Raw genomic sequence first — 21,445 nt, forward strand, 5'->3', positions numbered from 1 at the left:
CATGCATCGAGCATTACGGCGTGCCGGGGGCACAAAACCCTCCGGTTGTTCCACGATTGCGCAGGCCTGGAGGTTCCGCTGCCCTCCATTCTGCCTTGCGGCACTGACCGGCGCGAAGCCGAGCGGAGGCAGTGCCGGAATCCGACACCCGATTGTGACTTTCAGCCGCAGGACGGCAACCCGGCCGTGCTGCCGCTCCCGATCCGTTCGACGGCCTTGACCGCCCCGTCCAGGTTCTCGACCTTGACCACCTGCATGCCGTCCGGGACATGTCCCGCGACTTCGCCGCAGTTACCGGCCGGCGCCAGGAAGACAGTGGCGCCCTGGTCCCTTGCACCGTCCATCTTCTGGACGATGCCGCCAATAGGGCCGACCTTCCCCTCGGCGTCGATGGTCCCAGTTCCGGCGAAGTGCTTGCCGCCCGTCATTTCTCCCGGCGTCAGCTTGTCGACGATGCCCAAAGCGAACATGAGGCCGGCACTCGGGCCACCGACGTTGTCGAGCTGGATCTTGACGTCGTAGGGGAAATCGAAGTCGGTGCCCAGCAGGACACCGAGCTGGAATTCGCCGTCGTCGTTCGCTTTAGGAGTGACTTCCACGTCCAGTCGCTTCCCGTCCCGGACCACACCGAGCTCAACCGGCTTGCCGTGCCCGGCGTTGAGCTCGGCGCGCAGCACCTCGATCCCGGTGATCGGCTTGCCGTTGACCGTGGCGACGACATCGTCCATCTTCAGCAGGCCCTCGGCGGCCGCATTGTCGGCAAAGCCGACGACGGTCATCCGCTGGTCGAACTTCACGCCCAGGTGCGCCAGCGCCGCGGCGACCGAGGTCTCCTGGGAGGACGTCATGGCTTCCGCGTTCTGGTTCTGGATTTCCTCCCCGGTCACTCCCGGAGGATAGACAAGTTCCTCCGGGGCCACGGTCTGCCGCGGATCGAGCCACGCCGCGGCGACCTCGAACAGGCGGACAGGGTTCCGCGGCCCGCCGCTCATGTAGACGGTGGTCAGGTCCAGGTTGCCGGAGGTGGGGTAGGTCTTCTCCCCCGGTATTTCGATCAGCGTCCGGCTGTCCACGGCACCAATGGTGTTGAACGACGGCCCCGGTGTCTCGATGACGTAGGGGGCCGGCAGCAACAGTCCGGCAAGTCCCAGGCCTGCCCCGACGATCCCCGCGGCCATCATGACCGGCCGGCGCCGGTTCTTCGGCGGGTTCGGCACCGCCGGCGGCTGCTGGCCGCCGGCCGCCGTCTGCGTCGGCTCGATCAATGGTTGTCCTTCCGGAAGCGGGCACGTCGGTGGAGAATGTCCTGCCCAAAGCCTACGCGCTCGGCGGGATCCGGCCGGTCGTCCCGCAGTGCGCGGCCAGCCCCGCCGTGGATTCCCGTACCGGCCGCCGCGCGGATTTGCCCTCAGCGAACCGCCGCGATGCCGCGCGACAGGCCGGGAAAGCTACCGGTAACGTGGAACCAGCAGCAGCAAGGAGCGCCCGTGGCCCGCGCTGCTGCCCAGGCCCTGTATCCGCGGCAACCCCCACAAGGACCGGTGGTAGTGATGACGTCCAATCCAGCCAACAATGGCGATGATCCCCAGGATCCGCTCTCCGAGATGTTTGCCAAGTTCTTCGGCGGCGGAGAAGGCATGGATCCGGCGGAGATGGCCAAGGCGGCCGGCCTGCCCTCGGACCCCAACATGCTCGCGCAGATGTTCCAGCAGGTCCAGGCCATGATGAGCGCGGGCGGCGACGGGCCGGTCAACTGGAAGCTGGCGCACGAGAGCGCCCGCCAGGTCGCGGCTTCCGACAATGACCCCTCGATCGGCGCGAACCAGGCCCGCGAGGTGGACGAGGCCCTGCGGCTCGCCGAGCTGTGGCTGGATCCCGTGACCGATTTCGAGGGTACCGGCCTCATTGGCCGGGCCTGGTCCCGTGCCGAATGGGTCGAAGCCACGCTTGGCACCTGGAAGCGCCTGACCGAGCCTGTGGCCAACAGCATCGCGTTTGCGCTGACCTCCGCCATGACCGAGCAGGTTCCCGAAGAGATGAAGGAAATGCTGGGCGGCGCCCGGTCGATGCTGCAGAACATGGGCGGCGCCCTCTTCGGGATGCAGCTGGGCCAGGCCGTGGGCGCCCTTGCCAAGGACGTGGTCAGCTCCACCGACATCGGCCTGCCGCTGGCCGAGGGGAAGATGGCGCTGCTGCCGACCAACATGAAGGCATTCGGCGAGGGACTGGACATTCCCGAATCGGAGATCCGGCTGTTCCTGGCCGTCCGCGAAGCCGCCCACGCACGCCTCTTCATGCACGTGCCGTGGCTTGCCGGGCACCTGCTGGGCGCGATCGAGAGCTACGCCCGCGGCATCCACATCGATATGTCCCGGATCGAGGAAGTGGCCCGGGACATCGACCCCACGAATCCCGAAAGCATGCAGAACGCATTCTCGCAGGGCGTGTTCATGCCGCAGCGGACGCCCGAACAGGAAGCGGCACTGCTCAAGCTCGAAACCACGCTCGCCCTGGTGGAGGGGTGGGTGGACGAGCTCAGCGCCGCCGCCACCGCCAACCTGCCGTCCTCGGGCGCCTTGCGCGAAGTGGTCCGCCGCCGCCGCGCCACCGGCGGCCCTTCGGAACATGCCTTCGCCGCACTGGTCGGACTGGAGCTCCGGCCGCGCCGGCTGCGCGATGCCGCCGCGCTGTGGGCCGCGCTGAAGGAAGAGCGCGGCCTCGCCGGCAGGGACGCCATCTGGCACCACCCGGACCTGCTGCCGACGGCCGAGGACCTGGACGATCCCGCCGGCTTCAGCTCGCGGCGCCAGCTGCTCGATGCCTCGGACGCCGAAGTGGACGAGGCGCTCCAGAAGCTTCTCTCGGGCGGCTTCGATGAGCCGCAGGCGGGGAAGGATTCCGCGAGTGGCGGCGAGTCCGGCGACGACGGCGAACCCGGGACCCCGGGCAGGGACCCCAAAGCACCCGACGCTTAGTCCGCGTCCGCAGATCCGCCCTCGGCGCCGCCGTCGTTCCTGAGGCCCTTGGCCGTGGCGAAGTCGACGCCGTGCAGGAATCCCTTGGCGCGGTCCAGATCGGGGTAGGACCGCAGCAGCCGCCAGAAGGCGGCGCTGTGGTCCGCCTCGATCAGGTGCGCCAGCTCGTGCAGGATGACGTAGTCCACCACCCAGGCAGGCATGTCCGCCAGCTTGTCCGAGATGCGGATGCTCCTGCTCGCCGGCGTCGCCGAGCCCCACCGGCCGTTCTGGTTCGAAACCCAGCGGATGCGGCTCGGCCTGGGCGCACCGTCGATGTACCGCTCCGAAAGCGCCACCGCCCGCGCCATCAGCTCGCCGTCACCGGCCGCGAGCCGCTTCTGGCCCGCACTCTGGCGCGCCTCCAGCTTCGAGATCATGCGCGGCACCCATTCGCGTTCCTCGCGGGCCGTGAAATGGCCCGGCAGGGAGACGACCATGGTGTCGCCGCTCCAGGTGGCCGAGACCGTCCGCCGGCGGCGGTGCGAGCGCTTGATCCGCACCGGTTTGCCGTCCGCGGTGGTCCATTCCATCCCGGCACTGCCGGCGGCCAGCAAGGCCGGACCGCTGTCTGAATTCTGCATGCCATTGACGGTATCGTGCTCCGATCCCCCGCCGCACCATCCCGGTCCTCCGGGGCCGCCAGCTGTGGATAACTCGGGCGCCGGCAGCCGGCCGTGCCAGCATGGGAGTTCCGATTCCGGCAGGAGGAACTCATGGCGGCCTACAGGATCAACCCGGGCCTGCGCCTGGTCGAACGCGCGGACACCGTCCAGATCGGCTACGGCTCCCGAGGCATGGTGCTCAGCGGCATCGACGCCGGGGACCGGCGGTTCCTGCAGCTGCTGCGCCGCGGTCTGCCGGAGGACGAACTGGCGGCGGCAGCAGGCCGGTGCGGCATCAGTCCGGAACGCGGCCGAGGCCTGCTGGCCGCGCTGGCGCCGGTGCTGGTCGATTCTTCCGCGCCTGGCCCCACCGGCCTGCGCGCCGACCGGCTGGCGCCCGACGCGGCCCATTGGTCCGCCGTCTACGGGTGCGACTCTTCCGAGTTGCTGGGGCGCCGGGCCGACGCGGCGGTCCACCTGATCGGCCTGGGGCGCACGGGAGGCGCGATCGCCTGCGCGCTGGCGGCGGCAGGAGTGGGCACCTTGCTGCTCGAGGACGGGGCCACGGTGGGCCCGGCCGACGTCGGGTCCGGCGCCTACAGGCTGGGGGACGTCGGACTAAACCGGGCCCAGGCGGCGCGGAAGATGATTGCGCACATCGATCCGACGGCGTCGACGCACATCATGCCGAATACGACCGCGCCCGGAACGGCCGCGAGCAGGCCGCGTTTCCTGGATTTGGTGGTCTACACCGACCGGGACGTGCCCTCAGCCGACGCGGCCCGGGCCTTGGCAGAGTGCGGCAATCCGCACCTGCCCGTCCTGCTCCGCGAATCCGATGCACTGGTGGGGCCGCTGGTGGTCCCTGGCGAGACCGCCTGCCTGGACTGCGTGGACCGGCATCAGGCAGGGCAGGACCCCGACTGGAACGAGATCTCGGCTCTCCTGCGCCAGGAGTCCGCCACCGGCCTGACGTCCGTGGACGAGGCCGCGCAGTCCGTGGCGGCGGCGGGACTGGCCGCACTCCAGGTCCTGCTCTTCCTCGACGGCAGGAACCGGCCGGCCGCCTGGTCCGCCGTCCTGCAGCTTCGCAGCGGGGACGGCACGGTCGGCAGGCACGAGTACAGCCCCCACGGAGGCTGCGTCTGCCAGCTGCAGCCCGGACTCCGCCCGTCGCGGCAGGCGTCCTAGTTCCCCGCCAGGATGCGCAGCACGTCTTCGCCGTAGCGTTCCAGCTTGGTCCGCCCCACGCCGGCCAGGCGGGAGAGCTCCTGCAACGACTGGGGGCGGGCCTCCGCGATGGCGGTCAGGGTGGCGTCGGTGAAGATCACGAAGGCCGGCATGGCCGTTTCCTGGGCTACGTCCTTGCGCCACTCCCGGAGCGCCTCGAACGTGGCCTCCTCGTACGTGGGCGGGCAGTTGTCGCAGCGTCCCACCTTGCGCTCGGCGCCGCTGGCCAGCAGGATGCCGCACACCCGGCACTTCGCCGGGGCGGCCCGCTTCTTCCGCGTGGCGGCGGTGGCCGGGCGTGCAGGAGCGGACGATGACGACCTAGGGCGGAGGCCGTCCAGGAAACGCGAGGGCCGGCGGTGCGCCCGGCCCCCCGGTGTCCGGGCCAGCGACCAGGACAGGGCCAGATGCTGCCGGGCGCGCGTGATGCCGACGTACAGCAGCCGGCGTTCCTCGTCCACGCCGTCCTCCGTGTCGGCGAAGCTGATCGGCATCAGCCCTTCGCTCAGGCCGACGAGGAAGACCGCTTCCCATTCCAGCCCCTTGGCCGAGTGCAGGGACGCCAGCGTGACGCCTTGGACGGTCGGCGCATGCTGGGACGCGGCGCGTTCCTCCAGCTCCATGACCAGGTCGTGCAGGGTGAAGACCCCGCCCGCGGCCTCGCCGCGGGCGGTGTTGAGTTCGTCCGCGAGCGCGACCAGCGCGGCCAGGGATTCCCAGCGCTCACGCACCGCGCCGCCGGACTGGGGCGCCTCGTCGGTGTAGCCGAGGTTGCCAAGCACGTCGCGGACCAGCTGGGGCACCGGATCCGTTCCGGCGGCCCGGGCGCTCGCCCGCAGCTGGAGCATCGCGTCGCGGACCTCGCGGCGGGCGAAGAACCGCTCGGCTCCGCGCAGCTGGTAGCCGATGCCCGCGCCGGCCAGGGCCTGCTCGTAGGCTTCGGACTGGCCGTTGGTCCGGTACAGCACGGCGATCTCGCTGGCCGGGATGCCCTCCGCCAGCAGGGTCTTGATCCGCCCGGCAACCTGCGCCGCCTCGGCCTCGTCGTCGGGACACTCGGTGAATGACGGTTCCGGTCCGGCGGCACGCTGTGCAATGAGCTCCAGCGGCTCCGGCCACGGATCGTTGCCGCCCCGCCGTGGATGCCGGGTTCGTTCGGTCAGCAGCGAGTTCGCAAGATGCACCACCTGCGGCGTCGACCGGTAGTCCCGCACCAGCTTGACCACTTGCGCGGACGGGAACTTCCGCGTGAACCCGAGCAAGTGGCGTGAGGTAGCGCCAGTGAAGGAGTAGATGGTCTGGCTCGCGTCCCCGACGACGCACAGTTCCTGGCGGTCTCCGAGCCAGAGGTCCAGCATCCGCTGCTGCAGCGGCGACACGTCCTGGTACTCGTCGACCACGAAATGGCGGTACTGGTTGCGGACCTCGGCCGCAATCCGGGCATCCTCCTGCAGGATGCCGACGGTGATCAGCAGCACGTCCTCGAAGTCGATGATGTTGCGGTCCGTCTTGACGTCCTCGTACGCCTGGAAGAGCCGGGCGACCGTCGTCAGGTCGAATCCGGCAGGTTCCGCCCGTCCCGCCGCCGCCCGCACGTAGCCGTCCGGCGTGAGCATGGAGACCTTGGCCCATTCGATTTCCGACGCGAGGTCGCGGATCGCGGCCCGGTCGGCGGACAGCCGGAGCCGGCGCGTCGCCTCGGCGATGATCTGCGCCTTGTGGTCCAGCAGCGCCGGCAGCTGTCCCCCGACCGCCTGCGGCCAGAAGTACTGGAGCTGGCGCAGGGCCGCGGCGTGGAAGGTGCGGGCCTGCACACCGCCCGCACCGAGGTCCCGCAGGCGGGAACGCATCTCCGCGGCGGCGCGGGCGGTGAACGTCACGGCCAGGACCTGCTGCGGCTTGTACACCCCCGAGTGCACGCCGTACGCAATGCGGTGGGTAATTGCCCTGGTCTTGCCCGTGCCTGCGCCCGCCAGCACGCACATGGGGCCGGTCAGCGTCGAGGCGACCGTGCGCTGTTCGTCGTCGAGTCCGCCCAGGATCCTGTCTTCCAGGCCCGCGGCCATGCCCGGCAGCGCCACGCTCAGCGTCCTTCCTTCGACTCCGGCAGCGGACCGCCGTACCAGCGCTCGATCAGCGCCCGCGCGATGGAGATGCCGCCGGCCACCTGGACCTGCCCGTTCTCGATTGCCGACGCCAGTTCCTCGCGCGTAAACCACTGGACGTCCAGGATCTCCACCCCGTCCGGCCGGGTTGCCGTGCCCGTAGCGGTTGCGGTGAACCCCAGCATGAGGGAGGACGGGAAGGGCCACGGCTGCGAACCAAGATACTGCGGGGAGCGCACGACAACGCCGGACTCCTCTTCGACTTCGCGGATCACGGCCGCCTCAAGCGATTCGCCCGGTTCCACGAAGCCGGCCAGTGTCGAGTACCGCCCGGCCGGCCACGCCGCGGAATGGCCCAGCAGCAGACGGTCCTGTTCATCGACCACGGAGACGATGATCGCCGGGTCCGTGCGCGGATAGTGTTCGCTGCCGTCCTCGGGACAGCGCCGGACCCATCCGCCGGACTCGACTTCGGTGGGGGCGCCGCAGCGCGGGCAGTGCGTATGGGTGGCGTGCCAATTGGAAACCGCCGCAGCCTCGACAAAAAGACCCGCATCCTGGACCGAAAGCGTGGTGGCCACGTCACGGAGCCCCAGCCACTCGCCGTCGTACGTTCCCTGGTCCTGGGGCGCAACGGTTTCCAGGACGATGTCCGTGCCGGCTGGCACCTCCGACCCTTCTTCGGCCCGGCCCAGGTAGATCGAAGCCGGGGGCAGCACGCGTCCGGCAGAGGGCAGGAGCACGATCTTTCCGTCACGGATCAGCGTTTTGCCGGCTGACATAAGCATCACGGCGGTGCTCTCCGCACCCCCGATTTTGTCCAGGAGCCCCGGGTCGCTGCGCCGCTCGCAGCCGCGGTCCATGGTGCTCTGGGCGAGGGTCAGCCCGCCCAACGGGGGAAATCCGGCTTCATGCGTCGCGGTGCTCATACCCTCTACCGTACTAAGAGCGGAGCCGTGGCCGATATTCGCGCCGGTCGGCTGGGGAGAAGCGGCACCGCCCATCCTCCCCCGATTCGCGCGGTCTGCGACTCGCCGCCGGGACCGCCCCACTGCGGCTCGGTTCTGCCTTTACGGTGGAAGATGTGAGAAGGACACCTATGGAACTGGCTGCTTTGGCCAGCGCGGCCGTACCCGGGCTTTCCCCCGCCGGGATAGTGAGTGCGCCCGACGATGCGGCAGATTTCACTTCGGCCGTGGTCATCGACGACGCCGGAAAGCAGTGGCGGGTCCGCTCACCGAAGCATGCGGAGGCGAGCATGCGGCTGGAGACCGAGCTGCTGGTGCTGCGCTCCTTCTCGCCCGGTATTCGGGCCGAGCTCTCCTTCCAGGTACCCTCCATCGCCGGCACGGTGCAGCGCGGCGAGCTGCGAACCTTTGTCTACAACCATGTTCCCGGGACGACCCTGGACCTTGAGGCCCTGGTCGCGGAGGGCGGCGGTCTCCCGATGGAGATCGGCCGGGCGATGGCGGGGATCCACGACCTGCCGCAGTCAATGGTGGACCGGGCCGACCTGCCCAGCTACACGGCGGACGAATTCCGTACCCGGCGGCTGAACGAACTGGACCAGGCTGCCACCACCGGCAAGATACCCTCGGCACTGCTGCGCCGCTGGGAGCATGCGCTCGAGGACGTCACGCTTTGGAAGTTCAATCCCTGCGTGGTGCACGGTGACCTGCACGAAGACAACCTCCAGATTTCCGAGGGCTTGGTCACGTCCGTGACGGGCTGGACGGATCTGCGCATCGGGGACCCCGCGGACGACTTCGCCTGGCTGATCGCAGTCCACGAGCAGTCTTTCGCGGACGTGGTCCTGGAAACGTACAACAAGTACCGCACGGAAGCCGTGGATCCGCATCTCATGCGCCGCGCTGCCCTGGCCGCCGAGTTCGCGCTGGCCCAGTGGCTGGTGCGCGGCGTTGCCGCCGACGATCCGGAAATGATCGCGGAGGCCGAGGACATGCTGAAGGAACTCGAGGCCGACATCCGCGAGTACGGCGGCCAGCCGATCAGCGTGGAACTGCCCCCTGCGCCGGTCGTCCTGTCGCCGGTTCCGGCCGCTGACCGGCCTGCCGCACCAGGGGCGGGCCGGGCGGGCGCGCTGCCCGCTCCCCCGGCGGGGCTGCCCGGCGCCGGGCAGGCCGCGGGCGGCCGTTCGGACGAAAACGATGCGCCGGGCGGCGGGGATGAAGCAAACCGGCGTGGCGCCGGAGGCGGGGCCTCCGTCGTCCTGATCCGCGATGCCGCTGGCGACGCCGAATCCCGGCCGCCCGTGGTGGTCGGCGGCGCGGCCGGCAGCGGCCCGGACGGCTCCGTCGTTGTGGTCGAGGGCTCCATCGCCGCGGCCTCCACCCCGGCTGACGGCGACGGCTCCGGCCGGGACGATGCCGGGCGTGCCGATCGGAAGCGGGACGGCATCGTCAGCGGAGCCGGCGGCTCCGAAAACGCACGTGCGGACGACGAGCCCGCGGACGACGGCGACGAACCACGCCTGCCGTCCCACGGCGCCCGGGTAACCGCGGATCCGGAGGCGGCGGCGGGCCCGGAAGCGACGACCACGGCGATTCCCGTCATCGAGCCGCGCCCCCGGACCTGACTATCCTCCTGAGGGGGTGCAGGCCGCGCGGACAATCGCCTCCAGCGCCTCTTCCCCTGCCAGGTCGTGCGGCCTGACGGTCGTGTCCGCCGAGACGTAGTAGAAGGCCGCTTTGACCTGCGACGGGTCGATCTCCTGCAGGCGGGCCCAAGCCAGCCGGTAGACGGCGAGCTGCACCGACCGCACCGCCAGTTTCCCCGGCGCGGGCGGGGGACCCGTCTTCCAGTCCACGAGGTCCCAGGTGCCGTCGGCGTTTCGGAAGACGGCGTCGATCCTGCCCCGGACCACCACGTCGTCCACCTTCGTTTCGACCGGGACCTCGATGGCGGCCGGCGTTCGTTCGGCCCATTCGGAGTTCTTGAAGGTCTGCATCATCGACGCCAGGTCGTAGCCCTCGTCGACGTGCCGGTCCGCGGGGGGCACAACTTCGTCCAGGTCCAGCATGCCGGTGGTGCCGAAAAATTCTTCCACCCAGCTGTGGAAGGCGGTTCCCTTGCGCGCTGCTATTCCCGGCTTCCGCGGAACAGGGCGGCGCAACGAGCGGATAACGTCTTGCGGATTGTCCTTCAGCTCCACGAGCAGCGACGCGGAAATGTGGGCCGGCAGCTCAACCAGGTTCGCGGTGCGAGGCGCGTTGTGTTCCTGGAGCAGCAGCCGTGCCTCGCGCGTCCACGGGGTGTCCTCCGACAGCGTGCGGCCCTCGGCCAGGGCTTCGAGCACGGCGGCCGCGGCGCGTTCCACTGCTTCCCGGCGACCGGTCCTGGCCGGTTCCTCCCGCCCGCCGCGGAAGCGGCGTGGCCCTGCGAGCGGGTCGTAGGGCCAGTAGGCCGATTCGACTTCCATGCGCGCAGGATTGGCGTCGCCAAGTTCCTCGTCCGTGATCCAGCCGGCCACCGCCGCAACGTCCGGTTCCTCCGCGGCGAGTTCCGCCAGCTCCGCCAGGAACAGGGACGGAGCCGACGGTTTGGCCCTGCTCCCGCACCAGGCTGCCGAACTGCACACCAGCAGATGCTTGGCCCGCGTGTAGGCGACATAGGCGAGCCGGCGTTCCTCTTCCTCGTGGTGCTGCTCTGCGTCCGCCTTGTAGTCGGCCTCGGCATTGAGCCACGACAGCTGGTCGGGCTGGTCCGTGTCCCACTGGGGCAGGTCCGCGGCGTCCCCGCGCAGCGGCCAGGGCAGCGCCTCGTTGCCACTGGTCCAGCGGCTGTTCGAGGGGCCGGGGAAGTCCCCCGCGTTCAGTCCGGGCACAAACACGGCGTCCCACTCGAGTCCCTTGGAGGCGTGCACGGTCAGCAACTGAACGGCGTCAGGACTCACTTCGACCTGGGCCACATCGAGGCCGCCCTCCTGGTCCGCGGCCACCTCCAGCCAGGCCAGGAATGCGAGCAGATCGACCCGGGGCGCGGTCTGGATGAACGCCGCCGCGGCATCCTGGAAACCGTCCAGGTTCCGCCGTGCCTGGTGGATCGACACCCCGGGTTTGGAGGCTACCTCCAGGTCGAGCAGCATCGATCGCTCGACTTCGCCCAAGAGGAGCAGCAGGTCATCGCCCGCGAAGGTGCGCAGCTGCCGGATCTCTTCGGCGAGCCGCTGCAACCGGGACAGCGCGACGTCCGACAGGCTCCGCCCGTGCCGCGAAGTCCAGCCGGGCTTCGGCAGCCGATCCAAGGCTTCGACGAGGGAGGCCGCTTCCACGAGATCCTGCTGCACAACCTCGCCCGCCGCCGCAGTCTGTTCATCCTCGTCCAGATCCACCGTGGCCTCCCCGGCACGGCGCCGCTGGCTCTCCAGGAACCTCGACCAGTCCGCGAAGGCCATCAGGTCTGCGGGACCGATGCGCCAGCGGGCCCCCGCCAGCAGGCGCATGAGCGCATCGGAGCGCCCGGGGTCGGCCAGCACTTGCAAGGTCGCGACCAGGTCGACGATCTCCGGCTGGCCCAACAGCCCGGATAGTCCCACGATCTCGAAGGGAATCCCCCGGGCGTCGAGCGCCCGGGCGATTGCCGGAATCTGCGCGCGGCGACGACAAAGAACCGCCGTGGACACCGGCTCCGCGGCGCCCGATTCGGGATCGCGGGAGTAGACGGTCCGTCGTGCCGAGGCGACGCCGTCCGCCACGTGCTCGGCCTCCTCGGTATCCGTCCCGAACCGGGCCAGGAGGACTTTGCCATTGCCGGCACCGGGCCGGGGCCGAAGCGGGGGCACCTCGATCCGACCCGGCTTCGGACGGTTGGGGTCCACCGAGTTCAGCGGTGCTGCCACGCGATTGGCCATTTCGAGGACGTTGACGCTGTTCCGCCACGCTATTGTCAGGAAGTTCGCGGGTGCAGGCAGCCGGCTGCCGTCCTCGAGCACAACCGGGAAGTGTTGCCGGAAGGCGAACAGCTGCCCTGCCGAGGCGCCCCGGAATCCATAGATGGATTGGTTGGGGTCACCTACGGCGGTCACGGCATGGCCGTCTCCGTACAGCTCGGAAAACAGCACCATTTGGGCATGCGACGTGTCCTGGAACTCGTCCAGCAGGACAACCTTGTAGCGCGACCGCTCCAGGTCCCGCGCCTGCGGCACCTCGCGGGCGATGGCGGCGGCCAAGGAGACCAGGTCGCCGTAATCCAACACGCCGCGTTGCCGCTTCGCTGTGCTGTAGTCCCGGGCCAGCCCGGCGACCGTGATCCGGGTTTTGAGCCGGTTGAGAAGCTTCCTGACCTCCGCCTTCGGCCGTCGCGTGCTGCCCGCTACGTACGGGAGCTCCTCGATGCGCCCGATCTCCCCGCGAAGGAAATCGATTGCGTCCTCGGGCGCAGCCAGGTGTTCCGAACACTCACCGGCGAATTGCATCACGGCCTTGACCAGCGTTGCTTTCCCGCCGGTCAGGTGACCGATATCCCCTTCGTAGGCTTCGACAATCTGGCTGGCCAGCTGCCATGACTGCGCGCTGCCGAGCAGCACGACATCCCGTTCGATGCCGAGCCTCAGGCCATAGTCGGACACCAGCCCGTTGGCATACGAATGGTAGGTGGAGACCTTAGGCTCGAGCAGGCCTGCAGCATCCCCGCTGTCGCCCGGCAACAGCCCGTGGCGGTCGAGCTTGGCCAACTGTGCGCGGATCCTCGCCGCCAGTTCCCCCGCTGCCTTCCTGGTGAAGGTGACACCGAGGATCTCGTCAGGCCTGACCAGCCCGTTCGCCACGAGCCATACGACGCGGTCAGCCATGGTGGCTGTCTTACCCGAGCCTGCCCCGGCGATCACGAGCAGCGGCTGCAGCGGCGAGCTGATGATGCCTGACTGCTCCGGCGTCGGCTGGTGCTGGCCAAGTTTGGTCGCCAATTCCTCCGGCGTGAACGTCGTTGTCGAATGCTCCACGCTCATTCCGTCACCTGCTTTCCTTCGGCGCATAGCGGACAGACTCCCGGAAGCCGGCAGCCGTGCGACCCGTTCCCGGCCTTCAGCGGATCGTGCCGTGCCTCGAACCGGTTTCCGGACATCAACCGGGCCGCTTCGTGGATCGTCGGGGTGGCCCAGTCATCCGCCGCGGCCAAGGGCTCCTGCTGCTGGACGCCAACGCTCTTGACGTCCTTGCCCAGCTGCACCAGCGCCGCCCCGCCGGACGGCGCGCCATCCGGGGCCCCGGCCAATGCACCCTCGAAGGCGCCGGCGAGGACCGCAGCCTGATAGCTGCCCAGCTGGGGATGCCGTTCGACGTCTGCCGCCGTGGGCGCAGACTTGCCTGTCTTGAGGTCGACGATGACCAGCCGACCATCGGAATCGATCTCCAGCCTGTCGACCTGCCCGCGCAGCCGTGCGACCCGTTCGGCTCCCGGGAGGTCGACCGAGAAATCCTGCTCGACGGCGACCAGGCGGCGCCCTGACGAACGCATCAGAATGACGTACTCGGCGAGCTTGCGGACCATCTTCTCCGCACGTTCGAAGTCCAGCCGTCCCTCCCAGTTTTCCTTCATGCCAAGGCTCGGCCACCGGCGCGCCAGCTCCTCGACGTACTCCGTACCGGTCGCCTCCGGCATATCCTGGGCGATCCCGTGCACCAGGGTCCCCAGGCTGCGGGCAAAATCCGTAGCGGCCTCTCCTCCCGCCGCCTGGACGAACCAGTCCAGCGGCGACTTGTGGACGGCCTCGACGCGGGACGGCGAAACCGGCACGGGCTGGCCGTCCGGTACCACGGGACCGTCACTGCTGAGTGGAAGCATCCCCCACCAATCCGAAGGATGGGCTCCCGGCACCGGGACCGGGCTCGCCGCCAGCATGGCGAGTCCCGCGGCTGCCTCCTCAGCGAGCTCATGCGACGTGGGGTGCTGTGCCCATTGCCGAAGCTCCGCGGCCAGCGCACGGAGCGTCCGCGGCCGCATGACCTTGGTGAGCGGCCGCGGACGCTCCGAGTCCAGCCAGGGGTCGACAAGATCGATGAATCCGGACGGCTGTGCTTCCTCCGACTGGACTGCCGTGCAGACCAGGATGCGTTCCGCCCGTGAGACCGCCGTGGAGAAGCTGCGGAGTTCGTCGTACCGCGTCTCCCGGAGCCGGGCGGCAGGATCGATCCGGCGGGCCTGTTCGATGCCGCCTTCCAGGGCGTCAACGAACTGTGAACTGCCCAGCAGTTCCCCGCGCAGCCGGGTATTGGGCCAGATACCGTCCTGGATCCCGGCCACAATGACCATGGGCCAGCTCCTGCCGGCGGCAGAGGCCGGGGTCAGCAGCTCAACCGCATCCTGGACCTGGGCCCGCGGAGCCAGGTTGTCCATGGGCAGTTCCTGGTTCAGCATGTGGTCCAGGAACTGGGCCGGGCTTGAGCCCGGCATCTGGTCTACGTACCGTTCGGCCGTGTGGAACAGCGCCATCATGGCGTCCAGGTCCCGGTCTGCGCGGGTGCCGGCCGGCCCGCCTTGGAGCGCTTGCGCGCTCCACCTCTCCGCGAGCCCGGAGCCGGCCCAGAGCGCCCAGAGCACCGTTTCGGCATTGGCACCTGGTTGCTGGACCGCCTCGCGGCCGGCTGCCAGCATCCGTCCGATACGCCGCGCCGGAGCCGCCTCCCGTCCCAGCCCCGCCAGGGAGTCCGGGTAACCGAGCGCCTCAACCAGCAGATCGTCGCTGCGGCGGCCTCCGCCGCCCAGGAGTTCCTCCCGCCGCAACGACTGGCGAAGCCTGCGCAGGTCAATCGCCGTGGCACCCCCGATCCGCGAGGTCAACAGGCCCACAGCGCGGTCGGGGGTAAGCTCGTCGTCCTCCAGCACGATGGCCATAGCCTCCAGCAGCGGACGGACCGCGGGCTCGTCGCGGACCGCCGTTTCCGCCACCGGTACCTTGACGGGAATGCCCTGCCCGGTGAGGTAGCGGGCGAGTTGGGACAGTTGGCCGCCGGTCCTGACGATGACCGCAATCCCGCCGAGCCCCAGTCCCTCGAAGAGCTTTGCCTCCATGATCCGCTGGGCGACGTACCGCTGCTCGTGGACCGGCGAGTCAACCAGATGGGCCCCGACCCGCGCAGCCGACACTGTGGCAGAAGCCGGAGGCACCGCAGTCCGCGCGCCCTGGGCGCCGGGGACAAGGGAAATGCGCGAGGCAACCCGCTGCCAAGCTTCTGCCACCGGGGCCGCCATGCGGTGGCCCCGGCTCAGTTCCATGACCCGCAGGCCCGCGCTGCCCGGCGACAGCAGGTCGCGCAGCCGCACGAGCAGGTCGGGCCGCGCGCCGCGGAAGCCCTGGACGACGGTATCCGGCGATGCCGTCACGACGACGTCCTTGCCCTCCGCCAGCACGGAAAGGAATTCGTAGACCGCCGGATTGGCTTCCTGCAGGTCATCGACCAGGATGAGGTCGAGCCGTTCGCGCTCCCGCTCGAGGAACTCCGGATCATCGAGCAGCAGCTGGCGGGCCGCCGTGATGATTCCCGCCGGGTCGAAGGCCTCGGGCATGCGCAGGTCGATGAGGTCCCGGTACTCGCGGAAGAGGGCCGCCGCCGCGCGCCAGTCCTCCCGGCCAAGGCTGGCGCCGAGCGAATCCAGCTGTTCGGATGTGGCACCGTATTCGATCACGCGGTCGAACAGCTGGCGTATTTCCTGCCGGAAGCCACGGGTCTTCAGCGCCTCTCCCAGGTCTGCCGGCCACCGCGTTCCTGCCCCCAAGCCTGCGCGGTGCCCTTGCAGCAGTTCGGCAATGATCTGGTCCTGTTCGGGGCCCGACAGCAGGCGCGGGGTCCGCCCGATCAGCGGGAGCCGGCCCTCTGCCCGGGCCCTGCGGATCAGGTCGAAGGCATAGGCCGCCCACGTCCTGGACGGAGAAGTGCTGAGGCTGCGGTCCAGGCGGGCGGTCAGCGCATCACGCAGCCTTGCGGCGTGAAGCCGGGACGGTCCGAGCATCAGGATACGTGCCGGGTCCAGCCCGGACGCGTCCACCCGCCGGACGGCAAGCTCGACCAGGACCGTGGATTTGCCCGTGCCCGGAGCACCGTAAACCAGCACCGGACCGCTGCCGGCGGCAAGCCCGATCACGGCCTCCTGCTGCGGATCCGGCAAGGGTGCCGCAGCAAGCGTCCGGCCGGGGCGGACGAGCCGGAGCTGCTCAGGAAGATCAGTCGTTGTGCTCACTCGTCCATTCCAGCAGCCGGCTCCGACAACTTTCGGCTCAACACTTCGATGCGGGCAAGATCACTGTCCGACGGCAGCCATCGCGCCCGGCGCATGGCCACTCGCCGGCTGGAGCGGCCGAGGTCCGAAAGCGGAGTCCGTTCCTCCTCATAGTGCGGCAGGGCACGCTCCACGAGACCGCCCGGAAGGGTGCCGTCGGCCCGCACGATCCTCCACCAGGCGACCTCGGACCCGTAGTGCGACATGACCCGGCCCACGTGCCGCGGCCCGCCGGCGTCCAGCAGTTCCGCGACGTCGCCGTACGTGAGCACCTTGCCCGCCGGCACCATGGCCGCAAGCCCCAGGACGGCATCGACGAACTCCGGGCGCATGGCTTCCACTCTAGAGGTCCGGACGCACGGCTCCTCCACAGGACGCGCGGAGCCTGTTCAATCCACACGCGCCTCCGCCTCCCCGGAAATGTCGCAACCGGCCGGTAGCGTGGCCGCATGATGAGCTGGCATGAACTTCCCCGGGCGGCCTTCGACGTCGAGACAACCGGGCGCGACCCCCTGGAGGCCCGCATCGTCACTGCCTCCATCGTGCTGGTGGACGGGGCCGGCCGTCCGCTGCAACACCATGAGTGGCTGGTGGACCCCGGCATGGACATACCCGGGGAAGCCAGCGCCATCCACGGCGTGACGACGGCGCACGCCCGTTCGCAGGGGCGGAACGCGGCGGAGGCGGCTGCGGAAATCTCCTCCGTCCTCGCAGGCTTCTTCGCGGAGGCAATCCCGGTCATGGCGTTCAATGCCTCCTACGACTTCACCGTGCTGGCTGCCGAGTGCACCCGCCACGGGCTGCTCCCCTGCCGACCCCGGCCGGTCATCGACCCGTTCGTGCTGGACAAGCAGATGGACCGCTATCGGCGCGGCAAGCGGACGTTGACTGCCATGAGCGAGCACTATGGCGTGCGCCTCGAAGCCGCGCATACCTCTGCCGCGGATGCCCTGGCAACGATCGGGGTCGCCGACGCCCTCGCACGAAAATACCCGCAACTGGCCATCGACCCGCTGGATCTCCACGACGCGCAGATCACCTGGTGCGAACGCCAGGCGGCAAACTTCCAGGAATGGCTGCGCCGGACCAACCCCGACGCGCTCGTGGACGGGCTCTGGCCGTTGAGGGAGGCACGCGAGGCCATACCGGCCGGCATTTCTTCGGCCTAGTACCGGAAGGGGCGGATAGGGCATCACCGGCAGGGCTGTCATAATTATCGTGTCCGTTCCTGTGCCCGATGGCCAGGGCCGTCCCCTACTGCCAGAGGATCTATGATCACTGTTACAGACCTCCGCAAGGTCTACCGCCAAGGCGACCGGGAAGTTGTCGCCCTCGACGGTGTCAGCCTGCAGGTGCCGAAGGGCTCGATCCACGGGATTGTCGGTCATTCCGGCGCAGGCAAGTCCACACTCGTACGGTGCCTGACCCTGCTGGATGCGCCGACCTCCGGATCGGTCAGCATCAACGGAGCGGAGCTGAGTTCGGCGCACGATGCCGATCTCCGGGCGGCGCGGCGCAGGATCGGCATGATTTTCCAGCATGCCAACCTGATGGACTCGCGGACCGCGCTGGCGAATGTGGCGCATCCGCTGGAGATCGTGCGCAGTCCGAAGCGGCAGGCCCGGGCGAAGGCAGCCGAGCTGCTGAAGCTCGTTGGCCTGGAAGGCTTCGAGAACGCCTACCCGGCGCAGCTCTCCGGCGGACAGAAGCAGCGCGTGGGAATTGCGCGGGCCCTCGCCTCCGATCCGGATGTCCTGCTCTGCGACGAACCGACGTCCGCCTTGGATCCCAAGACGACGGATGAGATCCTCGTCCTGATCAAGGACCTGACCCGGCGGCTGCAGCTGACGGTGCTCGTGATCACCCACGAAATGCACGTCATCAAGCGGATCTGCGACTCGGTGTCGCTGCTGGAAGGCGGGAAGATCGTCGAACACGGTCCGCTGCGCACGGTGGCGGCGGACCTCGGCAGCAAGCTCTCCCGCACGCTCCTGCCGCTGCCCGCCGCCGAGCCGCTGGGTTCCGGCGTCGTCCTGGAGGTGCTCTTTTCCGGCGACACGGCGTCGGCCCCGGTGCTCAGCGCTGCGGCCCGGAAGTTCGACCTCGACCTGAACGTTCTTGCGGGCAGCGTCGAGTCCCTGGACAACGCGCAGTTCGGCCATCTCCGCATTCAATTGCCGGAGGGCGCCGACGCCGGTCCGGTGGTCGGCTACCTGCGTGACCAGGGCGTCTCAGTAAGCTTTGCCGGATCGGAGGCAGCATGAACCTGATTGAAGAACTCACCACTAATCCCGGAATAACCGACGCCCTGCCCGAGGCCATCGTCGAGACCTTGCTGATGGTTTCGGTCAGCGGGCTGTTCACGCTGCTGATCGGGCTCCCCCTGGGCATCTTCCTCTACACCAGCGCCCCGGGCGGGCTGCGCCCGATGCGGATCACCAACCACATCGTGTCCGACGTCATCGTGAACATCACGCGCTCTATTCCGTTTGCCATCCTGATGATCTCGCTGATCCCGCTGGCCCGTGTCATCACCGGTTCCTCGATCGGACCGCTGGCCGCCTGCGTTTCGCTGACCATCGGCACGGTGCCGTTCTTCGCGCGGCTGGTGGAGACCGCCCTTCGGGACGTCAGCTCCGGCAAGATCGACGCGGCCCTGGTACTCGGTTCCACGCGGATGCAGATCGTTTCCAAGGTCCTCGTTCCCGAAGCACTGCCGGGCCTGGTCGCGGCGCTGACCACAACGCTGGTCACCCTGGTCGGCTATTCCGCCATGGCAGGCCTCACCGGCGGCGGCGGACTGGGACAGCTCGCTTACAACTACGGGTTCCAGCGGTTCGACACGACGGTCATGCTGGTCACCATCGTCCTGATGGTCATCCTGGTCCAGGCCATCCAGTGGATTGGAGACGGCATGTCGCGGCGGGTCGACCACCGCAGCGCCGGCGGCGCTGGCAGGAAGGCCCGGCGCCACGAGCCCAAGGCCGCCGTCGGGCTCTGAGCCGGCGCCGTCCGGCAGGCCCGCCGCCAGCCAAGAACTTCCTGCACGGTCCCATGGCACGTGCAGAAGACTGCAGCCAGTAGCCGCTAGCTGCACCACGTCCGGTCCGGATGCCTCATCGGACCGGGATATTCGAAAGGAACGCACTCAGATGCGTAGAACACTCACTCTTCTGGGCACCGGCATTGCCGCGGCCTTGGCGTTGACGGCTTGCGGCGGATCCCAGTCCGCTTCCGACGCCACCCCCGACCCGGCCAACCCGGTGACGATCTCGGTCGGCGCCGGCCCGGTACCGCACGCCAAGATCCTCGAATTCGTCGACCAGAACCTGGCCAAGGACGCCGGCATCGACCTGGACATCCAGGAGATGACGGACTACCAGACGCCGAATATCGCCCTCAATGACGGGTCGATCGACGCCAACTACTTCCAGCATCTGGCGTTCCTTGAGCAGCAGATGAAGGACAAGGGCTACAAATTCGAACACGGCGCCGGCGTCCACATCGAGCCGTATGCAGGCTTCTCCTCCAAGCACAAGGACATCAAGGAAATCCCCGACGGCGGCACTATCGCGATCACCAACGATCCGGCCAACCAGCCCCGGGCCCTCAAGATGCTCGAAAAGGCCGGCCTGCTGAAGGACATCAAGGACGACAGCGCCGCCCTGACCCTCACGGACGCGCAGAACCCGAAGGGCCTGAAGTTCGAGGAAAACCAGCCGGAGATCCTGCTGCCGCTCATCGACGATCCCAAGGTCGACCTGGCCATCATCAACGGCAACTTCATCCTCGAAGCGGGAATGAGCACGGAGGACGCCCTGGTCGTCGAGTCCACTGAGGACAATCCCTACGCCAACTTCCTGGTGTGGCGCGCCGGCGAGGAAACACCTGCCATCGCCAAGCTGGAAGAGCTGCTCCATACCCCTGAGGTGAAGAGCTACATCGAAAAGACCTGGCCCAGCGGCGACGTCACCCCGGCGTTCTAGGACGGTCTGGACCTTCCGGATCTTCCTGTTTAGCGAAGCCCCGGCAACCTGCGCGGTTGCCGGGGCCTCACTCTTTCTCCGGAGGGCAGCCTGCCCGCTGAAGGGGCAGACGGAGGATCAGCCGACGGTAGTCTGGTCCGCGGGTTCGGCACCAGGACGGTCTTCGCCGTATCCGGACATGACCCGGATGACAACCCAGCCGACGGCTGCGATCGGCACAGCCAGGATGCCGCCGATGATGCCGCCCAGGATGGTTCCGGCGGCCAGGGCGAGCAGGATGACCAGCGAATGCAGGCTCACGGAACGGCCCATCACGACCGGCTGGAGCAGGTTGCCCTCGAGCTGGTTCACCAGGATCACGACGCCGATCACGACCAGCGCGGCGACCGGGCCGTTGGCCACCAGCGCCACGAGCGCCGAAAGGACTCCCGCGACGGTGGCGCCCACGATCGGGATGAAGCCGCCGATGAAGATCAGCACGGCCAGGGGCAGGGCCAGCGGAACCTGGAGGATGAAGAGTGCCAGCCCGATGACGACCGCATCGACGGCGGCCACGATGGCCGTTCCGCGGACGTAGTTGCCCAGCACGTCGACGGCCTTGGCACCTGCCAGCTCCATCTTGCCCCGCCGCCGGGCCGGGACCCAGCGCAGCAGGAAGGACCAAATCCGGTCGCCGTCCTTCAGGAAGTAGAACAGGACCACGGCCATGAGCACGGCCCCCGTGATCACTTCGGTCGCCGTCGACAAGCCACTCAGCGCGCTGCGGCGCGCCGCGGAACTCGTCAGGAACTCGCCGATCCCGGCGACCGCCTCGTCGATCTGGGCCTGGCTGACCGGTAGCGGGAAATTCGCCATGAAGGTCTGCAGCTGCTTGAAACCCCCGGTCGCCTGCTGGACCAGTTCCTCCGATTCGCTGCGGACCGCGAAGACAATCCCGGTAATGATGCCGCCGAGGACCACCAGCAGGCCGAAGAAGGTCGCCGAGGTGGCGAGGGTGCTCGGCCAGCCCCAGTCCCGCAGCTTCCGGACCAGCGGTGACACCGCGGCGGCGAGGATGAGCGCGATGAGTAGCGGGATCACGACGAGCTGCAGCTGCAGCATGACGTACACCGAGACCGTCACCAACGCCAGGGTCAGCAGGATCTGGGCCGACCGGGTCGCCGTCCGGCCCAGTCCGTCGGACCAGAGGCCCGGGTCGGAAGGCGTTGGCCGGCGCCGGCTTTGGTGCGCTTCCAGCAGCTGCCGCCGCCGCGTCGTCAGTGCCATGAGTG

The 21,445-nt window shown here is 68.9% G+C and carries 15 protein-coding genes; 7 read left to right on the forward strand and 8 right to left on the reverse strand.

The window, feature by feature from the left end; genetic code table 11:
- Window positions 1-161: 161 nt before the first annotated feature.
- Entirely contained in the window at window positions 162-1,265 is a 1,104-nt protein-coding gene (locus AHIS1636_RS06945) for a YlbL family protein (RefSeq protein WP_264795085.1), read from the reverse strand.
- Window positions 1,266-1,550: 285 nt separating this feature from the next.
- On the opposite strand from AHIS1636_RS06945, the gene AHIS1636_RS06950 reads away from it, so the two are divergent.
- Complete coding sequence (locus AHIS1636_RS06950; protein ID WP_264795086.1) at window positions 1,551-2,975, forward strand: zinc-dependent metalloprotease; 1,425 nt, start codon at window positions 1,551-1,553, stop codon at window positions 2,973-2,975.
- Here AHIS1636_RS06950 and AHIS1636_RS06955 read toward each other — a convergent pair.
- Window positions 2,972-3,598 (reverse strand): M48 metallopeptidase family protein, encoded by a 627-nt coding sequence (locus AHIS1636_RS06955; protein ID WP_264795087.1) that lies wholly within the window; start codon window positions 3,596-3,598, stop codon window positions 2,972-2,974. The two genes, AHIS1636_RS06950 and AHIS1636_RS06955, sit on opposite strands and share 4 nt — an antisense overlap.
- A gap of 132 nt (window positions 3,599-3,730) precedes the next feature.
- Between AHIS1636_RS06955 and AHIS1636_RS06960 the strand changes: the two genes are divergently transcribed.
- Window positions 3,731-4,810, forward strand: coding sequence for a TOMM precursor leader peptide-binding protein (locus AHIS1636_RS06960; protein WP_264795088.1), 1,080 nt, complete (start codon window positions 3,731-3,733; stop codon window positions 4,808-4,810).
- Here AHIS1636_RS06960 and AHIS1636_RS06965 read toward each other — a convergent pair.
- Window positions 4,807-6,915, reverse strand: coding sequence for an ATP-dependent DNA helicase UvrD2 (locus AHIS1636_RS06965; protein ID WP_264795284.1), 2,109 nt, complete (start codon window positions 6,913-6,915; stop codon window positions 4,807-4,809). The genes AHIS1636_RS06960 and AHIS1636_RS06965 overlap by 4 nt on opposite strands.
- A gap of 17 nt (window positions 6,916-6,932) precedes the next feature.
- Window positions 6,933-7,883, reverse strand: coding sequence for an NAD(+) diphosphatase (gene nudC, locus AHIS1636_RS06970; RefSeq protein WP_264795089.1), 951 nt, complete (start codon window positions 7,881-7,883; stop codon window positions 6,933-6,935).
- 170 nt (window positions 7,884-8,053) lie between these two features.
- Here nudC and AHIS1636_RS20385 point away from each other — a divergent pair, with 170 nt between their 5' ends.
- A complete protein-coding gene (locus AHIS1636_RS20385) occupies window positions 8,054-9,550 on the forward strand; it encodes a phosphotransferase (RefSeq protein ID WP_309298583.1) in 1,497 nt (498 codons plus the stop codon).
- Here AHIS1636_RS20385 and AHIS1636_RS06980 read toward each other — a convergent pair whose 3' ends face one another.
- Genes AHIS1636_RS06980 through AHIS1636_RS06990 form a run of 3 tightly spaced genes read right to left on the reverse strand, consistent with a single transcriptional unit; the run spans window position 9,551 to window position 16,520 of the window.
- Entirely contained in the window at window positions 9,551-12,919 is a 3,369-nt protein-coding gene (locus tag AHIS1636_RS06980) for an ATP-dependent helicase (protein ID WP_264795090.1), read from the reverse strand.
- Window positions 12,916-16,149 (reverse strand): ATP-dependent helicase, encoded by a 3,234-nt coding sequence (locus AHIS1636_RS06985; RefSeq protein ID WP_264795091.1) that lies wholly within the window; start codon window positions 16,147-16,149, stop codon window positions 12,916-12,918. The genes AHIS1636_RS06980 and AHIS1636_RS06985 overlap by 4 nt, the downstream gene beginning before the upstream one ends.
- The gene (locus AHIS1636_RS06990; protein ID WP_264795092.1) at window positions 16,146-16,520 is read right to left on the reverse strand and encodes an MGMT family protein; all 375 of its coding nucleotides are present in this window, start codon (window positions 16,518-16,520) and stop codon (window positions 16,146-16,148) included. The genes AHIS1636_RS06985 and AHIS1636_RS06990 overlap by 4 nt, the downstream gene beginning before the upstream one ends.
- Before the next feature lie 117 nt (window positions 16,521-16,637).
- Between AHIS1636_RS06990 and AHIS1636_RS06995 the strand changes: the two genes are divergently transcribed.
- The 4 genes from AHIS1636_RS06995 (at window position 16,638) to AHIS1636_RS07010 (ending at window position 20,174) form a co-directional block, all read left to right on the forward strand.
- Window positions 16,638-17,357, forward strand: a complete 720-nt coding sequence (locus tag AHIS1636_RS06995) for a 3'-5' exonuclease (protein WP_264795093.1) — start codon at window positions 16,638-16,640, stop codon at window positions 17,355-17,357.
- A gap of 102 nt (window positions 17,358-17,459) precedes the next feature.
- Window positions 17,460-18,452, forward strand: a complete 993-nt coding sequence (locus AHIS1636_RS07000; RefSeq protein ID WP_264795094.1) for a methionine ABC transporter ATP-binding protein — start codon at window positions 17,460-17,462, stop codon at window positions 18,450-18,452.
- Window positions 18,449-19,189, forward strand: a complete 741-nt coding sequence (locus AHIS1636_RS07005) for a methionine ABC transporter permease (protein WP_264795095.1) — start codon at window positions 18,449-18,451, stop codon at window positions 19,187-19,189. Before AHIS1636_RS07000 ends, AHIS1636_RS07005 begins: the two co-directional genes overlap by 4 nt.
- A gap of 151 nt (window positions 19,190-19,340) precedes the next feature.
- Window positions 19,341-20,174: a MetQ/NlpA family ABC transporter substrate-binding protein gene (locus tag AHIS1636_RS07010; RefSeq protein WP_264795096.1), complete on the forward strand. Its 834-nt coding sequence runs from the start codon at window positions 19,341-19,343 to the stop codon at window positions 20,172-20,174.
- 117 nt (window positions 20,175-20,291) lie between these two features.
- On the opposite strand, the gene AHIS1636_RS07015 is transcribed toward AHIS1636_RS07010, so the two are convergent.
- Window positions 20,292-21,440: an AI-2E family transporter gene (locus AHIS1636_RS07015; RefSeq protein WP_264795097.1), complete on the reverse strand. Its 1,149-nt coding sequence runs from the start codon at window positions 21,438-21,440 to the stop codon at window positions 20,292-20,294.
- Between the last annotated feature and the right edge of the window lie 5 nt (window positions 21,441-21,445).

This window comes from Arthrobacter mangrovi, assembly GCF_026011795.1.
Lineage (GTDB): Bacteria > Actinomycetota > Actinomycetes > Actinomycetales > Micrococcaceae > Crystallibacter > Crystallibacter mangrovi.